This is a genomic window from Tahibacter sp., assembly GCF_035481375.1.
Classification (GTDB): domain Bacteria; phylum Pseudomonadota; class Gammaproteobacteria; order Xanthomonadales; family Rhodanobacteraceae; genus Tahibacter.
On record NZ_DATIGT010000073.1, the window covers coordinates 1 to 7,738 of the forward strand.

Sequence of the window (7,738 nt, forward strand, 5' to 3'; positions counted from 1 at the left end):
TCGTCAGATCGAACGCCGGCGACGTCGCCACGATCGATCCCGCAAGCGGCGCGCCGTAATAGCCTTCACGCGCAAACGCACAATAGTCGGTCAATCCACCCTGCCGGATTTCCACTCCCGTCGGCTGTCCCGTGGACCCCGAGGTGTAGAGCACATAGGCACTGTCATCCGCGTCGATGACGACATCGAGCGCTTCGTCACCGTAGCCCGCCAGCCACTCCGCATCGCTCGCCGCGTCATCGACGAACACGGTATCGAGTCCCGCCACCGGCAACACCACGCGCCGACTGTCGAGCAGCACCACCGCAATCCCCGCGTCCGCGACGATCGCCTTGAGCCGCTCCGCACTCTGCCGCGTATCCAGCATCACGTACGCCGCACCGCTCTTCATCACGCCCAGCAGCGACACGATCAGCTCGACCGAACGATCCAGATGCACGCCGACGCGCGTGCCGCGCCCCTGCCCCTGCTCGCTCAACAGCTGCGCGAGCCGGTTCGACGTCGCATCCAGCTGCGCATAACTCAGCGACACCTCGCCGCAACGCACCGCGATCGCATCCGGCGTGCGAACCGCCTGCGCCGCGAACTGCCGCACGAGCGAGGTATCCCGATGCAGCGCGCTCGAAGGACCTTCGCTCAACGCCAGCACCGCGCGCTGCGCGTCGGCGTCGAGCAGCGGCAGAGTGCTCAGCGGCCGATGCGGTTCGGCGAGCACCCCGGCCAGCAGCCGCTCGAAGCCCGCGGCAAGGCGTTTCATGCTCGCGCGCTCGAACAGCGCGGTCTTGTAGCTGAGGCTCAGCATCAGCTTGCCGCCGATCTCCTCGCCGGTCAGGTCGAGGTCGAAGCGGATGCGTTCGCTGACTTCGTCGAGCGGCGTGATGTCGAGGCCGGGCAGCGCGAGCGTCTCGGCTTCCTGATTCTGCAGCACGAACTTGATCTGGCAGACCGGGCTGTAGGCCAGGCTGCGCTCGGGCTTCAGGTCTTCGATGACGAGATCGAACGGCACGTCCTGATTGCCGAACGCACCGAGCGTGTCGTGGCGCACGCGCGCCAGCAGCGTCGCGAAATCCGGATCGCCCGAGAGATCGGTGCGCAGCGCGAGCGTGTTGACGAAGAAGCCGATCAGCCCTTCGGTGTCCTTGTGCGTGCGGCCGGACACCGGCGTGCCGATGACGATGTCGGTCTCGCCGCTCCAGCGCGACAAGGTCGCCGCGAACACGGCCCGCAGCAGCATGAACAGGCTTGCGCCGTGCCGCTGCGCCATCGCGGTTGCGGCGTCGAGCCGCTCGGCGTCGAGCTGCCAGTGCACGGTCGCCGACGCGAAGTCCTGCTGCGCGGGACGCGGGCGGTCGAGCGGCAGCGCGTGCACGGCCGGTGCGCCGGCCAGGCGCTCGCGCCAGTAACCGAGCGAGCGTTCCAGCGCCGCGCCGCTGAGCGTGCGGCGCTGCCAGCTCGCGTAGTCGACATACTGCAGCGGCAGTTCCGGCAGCGCCGCGTCGCGCTGCTCGCGCGCAGCGGCATACAGCGCGACGAACTCGCGCACGAGCAATGCGAGCGACCAGCCGTCGACGGCGATGTGATGCACGGTCAGCAACAGCACGTGATCGTCGGCGCCGAGTCCCACGAGCAGGCAGCGCAGCAGCGGCCCTTCGGCGAGGTCGAAGCGGCGCTCGACCTGCTCGACCGCGAGCGCGCGCAGATCCGATTCGCGCGCCGCGTCGGCGGCGCTGCGCAGGTCGACGAAGCCGACGGCGATTTCCGCATCGGGCAGCACGTGCTGCACGGCGTCGCCGCCGTGCATGCGATAGACCGTGCGCAGGATCTCGTGTCGACGCAGCACGCCGTTCAGCGCCTGCTGCAGCGCGTCGCGATCGAGCGCGCCGCGCAGCCGCAGGGCGGCCGGCATGTTGAACTGCGCGCTGCCGCCCTCGAGCTGTTCGACGAACCACAGGCGCTGCTGCGCGAACGACAGCGGCAGCGGACCGCTGCGGTCGGCCGGCTCGATGGATGCGTAGTCGACGGCCGCGGCTGCATCGAGATGCGCCGCGAGTTCGCGCACGGTGACATGTTCGAACAGCGCGCGCACCGACGCTTCGCGGCCGATCACGCGCGCGATTTCACTGACCACGCGGATCGCGAGCAGCGAATGGCCGCCGAGGTCGAAGAAGCTGTCGTCGATGCCGATGGCCTCGCGACGCAGCAGGCTCTGCCAGATCGCCACGAGCTGGCGCTCGGTCGTCGTGCGCGGCGCCGCGTGGCTGCGCGGCCGATCCGGCGGCGCCGGCAATGCACGCTTGTCCACTTTGCCGTTCGGCGTCAGCGGCAGCTGCGCGAGCCGCACGTAGGCCGACGGCTGCATGTAGTCGGGCAATTGCGCGCGCAACTGGCCGCGCAGCGCATCGAGCGCGTCCGCGCCGTCGTCGGCCGTCGCGACATAGGCGACGAGCCGCTCGCCGCGCAGCAGCACGACCGCGTCGTCGACGCCGGCGCAGCCGCGCAGGCGCGCCTCGATCTCGCCGGGCTCGATGCGGAAGCCGCGCAGCTTGAGCTGGTCGTCGATGCGGCCGAGGAACCGCAACTGGCCGTCGCCGTCGTAGCGCACGCGATCGCCGCTGCGGTAGCAGCGCTCGCCGTCGATGACGACGAAACGTTCGGCAGTGAGGTCCGGTCGATTCCAATAGCCGTCGGCGACGCTGCGGCCACCGATGTACAGCTCGCCCGGCACGCCGGGCGCGGTCGGCTGGCCGGAGGCATCGAGCACGCGACAGCGCGTGTTCGCGAGCGGCCGGCCGATCGGCGCGATGCCGCCGTCGGTGCGGCCGGTCAGATCGGCAACGGTCGCGACGACCGTGGTCTCGGTCGGACCGTAGCTGTTGAGCAATTGCACGCGCGTGCCGAGCCGCGCGTTCCAGCGCGCAACCTTTTCCGGCTGCACGGCTTCGCCGCCGAGGATGCACAGGCGCAACCGCGCCGCGGCTTCGGTTGCGGCATCGTCGAGTTCGTCGACGAGCAGGTGCCACAGCGCGGTCGGCAGGCTGGCCACGTCGATGCGCTGCCGCGCCGCGAACTGCCAGAACGCGCCGACGCTGGACAGCGTATCGGCGTCGCGCAGCACGAGGCAGGCGCCGAAGCTCAGCGCCATGAAGCATTCCTCGACGAATGCGTCGAAGCCGAACGCGGCGCATTGCAGCACGCGTTCGCCGGGTCGGATCGCATAGTGCCGCTGCGCGGCCGTCAGGTAATGGCCGACGGCCGCGTGGCTGACCATGACGCCCTTCGGCGTGCCGGTCGAGCCCGAGGTGTAGATCAGATACGCCAGATCGCTCGTGCGCAGCCCGAGCGTGCCGCACGTCGGCGCCTGCGTCGGCGCGTCGTGCGTCAGGTCGGTGTCGACGCAAAGCGTCGTCGCGCCCGCGTCCGCGAGCAGCCCGGCCAGCGAACGCTGCGTCAGCAGCAGACGGACGCCGGAATCGGCGAGCACGCCGCGCAGGCGCTCGACCGGATAGTCCGGATCGAACGGCACGTAGGCCGCGCCGGCCTTCAGCACACCGAGCACGCAGGCCGGCAGGTCGAGGCTGCGACCGACGCAGATGCCGACGCGATCGCCGCGGCGCACGCCGCGCGCGTGCAGATGCGCGGCGATGCGGTCGGCGGCATCGTTCAGTTGTGCATACGTGTACTGTGCATCGCCGGCGACGACGGCGATGCGCCCGCCGTCATGGCGCGCCTGCGCCTCGAACAGCGCGTGCACGCAAAGGTCCGGCGCGGGCGCGGCGCCCTCGCCGGCCCAGGTGTCCAGCGTCGCGGCGTCCTCGGACGTCAGCAGCGGCAGGCGCCGCACCGGCAGTTCCGGCTGCGCGAGCGCGGCGGCGACGAGCTGTTCGAATGCGCTCGCCATGCGCTGCGCGGTCTCGGGCAGGAACAGGTCGTCGGCGAAGACCCAGTCCAGGCGCAGGAGGTCGCCGTCGGCCTCGACGGTGAGCTGCAGATCGAACTCGGCGCGCTCGGCGGCGGCCTCGATGCCGTCGACGGTCAGGCCCGGCAGCGCGAGCGCCGTCGATGCGTTGTTCTGCAGCACGAGCATGACCTGGAACAGCGGCGCGTGGCTGCGGCTGCGCGGCGGCTTCAGCGCGTCGACGACGCGCTCGAACGGGGTCGACTGATGCGCGAGCGCGGCAAGCGTGCCGGCCTGCACGCGCGCGAGCAGCGCATCGAACGTCGGCTCGCCGGACAGGTCCGTGCGCAGCACGAGCGTGTTGACGAACAGGCCGACGAGCCCCTCGACGTCGGCATGACGACGGTTCGCAACCGGCGTGCCGATGACGATGTCGTCTTCCGCGCTGTAGCGCGCGAGCAGCGTCGCGAACAGCGCCTGCAGCGCCATGAACAGGCTCGCGCCGCGCGCCTGCGCATGCGTCTGCAGCGCCGCAGCGGTCGTCGCGTCGAGGTGCCGGCGCAGCGCGATCGCGGCATAGCCCGGTTCAGCCGGACGCGGCTTGTCGAGCGGCAGGCCGTGCACGACCGGCAGGCCCGCGAGCGTTTCGCGCCAGAACGCCAGGCCGTCGCGACCGGCCTCGTCGTCGGCGGCCGCGCGTTCCCACTGCGCATAGTCGGCGTACTGCAGCGGCAGCGGCGGTAGCGTGTCGTCGCGACCGTGCAGCGCGGCTTCGTACAGGGCCGCGAATTCGCGCACGAGGATGTCGATCGACCAGCCGTCGCAGGCGATGTGATGTGCGGTGAACAGCAGCGCGTGCCGCGACGCGGCCAGCGACACGCAGGCGACGCGCAGCATCGTGTCGCCGGCCAGGTCGAACGGCCGCGCCGACTCGGCTGCGAGCGCCGCGCGCAGTCCGGCCTCGCCCTGCGCCGCATCGAGATGCGTGAGGTCGATGCCGGCGACCGGCACGTGCGCCGTCGCGCGGACGATCTGCACCGCGTCGCCGTCGTCACTGCGATAGACCGTGCGCAGGATCTCGTGACGCGCGACCAGCGCGTCGAGCGCCTGCTGCAGCGCGCCGCGATCGAGCGTGCCGCGCAGCCGCAGCGCCGCCGACACGTTGTAGTGGCCGCGGCGGCTGTCGATCTGCTCGATGAACCAGAGGCGCTGCTGCGCCGGCGACAGCGCGAGCGGACGCTCGCGCGATGCCGTCGGAATCGCCGCGATGCGATCGACCGCGAGCGTTTCCAGATGCGCCGCGAGGCCACGCACCGTCGGTGTCTCGAACAGCGCGCGCACGCCGACGCGGCGGCCGAGCGCGCGGGCGATCTCGCTGGTCGCGCGGATCGCGAGCAGCGAATGGCCGCCGAGTTCGAAGAAGCCGTCGTCGATGCCGACCGCGTCGCGCTGCAGCAGGCGCTGCCAGATCGCGACGAGTTCGCGTTCGACTGCGGTGCGCGGCAGCGCGCGTTCCTGTGCCGTGGCGGCCGGCTCGGGCAACGCGCGCCTGTCGACCTTGCCGTTCGCGGTCAGCGGCAGCTGCGCGAGCGGTACATAAACCGCCGGCAGCATGTAGGCCGGCAGTTGCTGCTGCAGCCGGGCGCGCAGTGCGGGCAGCGCTTCGACATCGACGCTGCCGGCGACCCACGCGACGAGCCGGTCGCCGCGCAGCAGCACGACCGCATCGCTGACGCCGTCGTGCGCGCGCAGCTGCGCTTCGATCTCGCCGAGTTCGATGCGGAAGCCGCGCAGCTTGATCTGGTCGTCGAGGCGGCCGAGGAACTGCAGCTGCCCGTCGCGGCTCCAGCAGACGCGATCGCCGGTGCGGTAGCAGCGTTCGCCATCGACGTCGACGAAGCGCGCGGCGGTAAGGTCGGCGCGGTTCCAGTAGCCGGTCGAGACGCTGCTGCCGCCGATGTAGAGCTCTCCGGGCACGCCCGGCGCGACGCGCGATCCGTTCGGATCGAGCACGTGGCAGCGCGTGTTCGCGAGCGGGCGGCCGATGCTGACGACGGACTGCGCATCGTCGAAACCGGTCAGGTCGCAGAGCGTCGCGCCGACCGTCGTCTCGGTCGGGCCGTAGCTGTTGAGCAGTTGCACGCGCGTGCCGAATCGTGCGGTCCACGCCGCGACCTTGTCCGGCTGCACGGCTTCGCCGCCGAGCACGCAGAGCCGCAGCGACGTCGTGCGCGCAAGATCCTCGTCGGCGAATTCGTCGACGAGCACATGCCACAGCGCGGTCGGCAGGATGATCGCGTTCAGCGCGTGCCGTTCGACGAAACGCCAGAACGCGAGGCTGTCTTCGAGTACTTGCGCATCGCGCAGCACGAGGCAGGCGCCCTGCGACAGCGTCAGGAAACATTCCTCGACGAACACGTCGAAGCCGAACGCGGCGCACTGCAGCACGCGCTCGCCGGCGGTCACGGCGTAGTGCCGCTGCGCCGCGGCCAGATAGTTCGTCGCCGCCGCGTGGCTGACCATGACGCCTTTCGGCGCGCCGGTCGACCCCGAGGTATAGATGAGATAGGCGAGATCGCCGGCCTCCAGACCGGTCTCCGCGCGCGTCGGCGGCAGCGGTGACGCCGCGGCGCACTGCGCCTGCCGCGCGTCGTCGTCGAGCAACCAGGTTTCCGTGCCGGCGTCGGCAACGAGCGCGGCCAGCGCCGATTCGGCCAGCAGCAGGGAAATGCCGGAATCGTCGAGGATGTAGCGCAGCCGCGACGGCGGATAGTCGGGATCGAACGGCACGTAGGCCGCGCCGGCCTTGAGCACGGCGAGCACGGCGACCGGCAGCAGCACCGAACGCTGCAGGCAGATGCCGACGCGATCGCCGCGCGCGACGCCATGCGCGCGCAGTACATGCGCGAGACGGTTCGCGCGTGCATCGAGTTCGGCATAGCTCGGCGCGGCGTCACCGGCGATCACCGCGCAGGCCGCGCCGTTCTCGCGCGCCCGACGCTCGAACGCGTCGTGGAGGCAGTCGTCCGCGACGAGCGTCGCGCCCTCGCCGGCCCAGCGCGCGAGCTGCGCTTCGTCGTCCGCGGCGAGCGCCGGCAGGCGGCTGATCGCACAATCCGGGTGCACGGCGATCGCGGCGAGCACGCGCTCGAACGCATCGGCAAGGTGCTCGATCGTCGCGCGGTCGAACAGCGCGTCGGCATAGTGCCAGCACAGTTCCAGACCGCCCTCGCTTGGCTGGGCCGTCAGTTCGAGATCGAACTTCGCGACCGACGCGTCACCGCCCTGCTCCATCCAGTGCGTGTCGAGACCCGGCAGGAGCAGCTCCGGCTGCGCGTCGTTCTGCAACTCGAACAGGATCTGGAACAGCGGCGACCAGGCGAGGCTGCGCTCGGGCTGCAGGCGTTCGACGAGCAGCTCGAACGGCACTTCTTGATGCTCGAACGCGTCGAGCACCGTGCGGCGGCCTCGCTGCAGGCAGTCGGCGAAACTCGGATCACCGCGCAGGTCGGCACGCAGCACGAGCGTGTTGACGAAGAAGCCGATCAACGGCTCCAGCGCCGCATGCGTGCGGCCGGCGACCGGCGTGCCGATCGCGATGTCCGCCTCGCCGCTCGCGCGGCCGAGCAGTACGGCGAGCGCGCTCTGCAGCACCATGAACAAGGTTGCATTGTGGCTTATGCCGAGCTGCGTCAGCGACTGCACGAGCGCCGGCGCAATGGCGCGGCGCAGTCGGCGTCCGCGATACGACTGCAGCGCCGGACGCGGCCGGTCGAGCGGCAGGCTGTGCACGGCCGGAATGCCGGCGAGCTGGCGGCGCCAGTAGTCGAGCCCGCGCGCGAG

1 protein-coding gene is annotated in these 7,738 nt (G+C 71.1%); it reads right to left on the reverse strand.

The window, feature by feature from the left end:
• A partial coding sequence (locus VLF18_RS04250; RefSeq protein WP_325278378.1) for a non-ribosomal peptide synthetase occupies positions 1 to 7,738 on the reverse strand: 7,738 nt, incomplete at both ends.